We start from the raw sequence: 255 nt of genomic DNA on the forward strand, positions 1-255 counted from the left end.
TCGGATCGAACCAACAGTCATCCACCACCACATACTGATAACCCGCATCACGCATCCCCGACGACACCATCGCATCAGCCGCCTGCCGGACCTGACCCTCCGTGATCCCACAACCGAAACTGTTCCAACTGTTCCACCCCATCGGCGGAGTCAACGCCGGACTACCCGGCGCAGCCACCACCACAGGCCCCACCGGAGCCACCGTCACCACACCCAACGCCGCAACGGCCGCCAAGGCGAGGTGGAGGAGTCGTC

At 64.3% G+C, this 255-nt stretch carries 1 pseudogene; it reads right to left on the minus strand.

Features of this window, described 5'->3' with window-relative positions:
* Window positions 1-255: pseudogene (locus ADK67_RS53655) on the minus strand (alpha-galactosidase); the annotation flags it as partial.

It is taken from the genome of Saccharothrix sp. NRRL B-16348 (assembly GCF_001280085.1).
Lineage (GTDB): Bacteria > Actinomycetota > Actinomycetes > Mycobacteriales > Pseudonocardiaceae > Actinosynnema.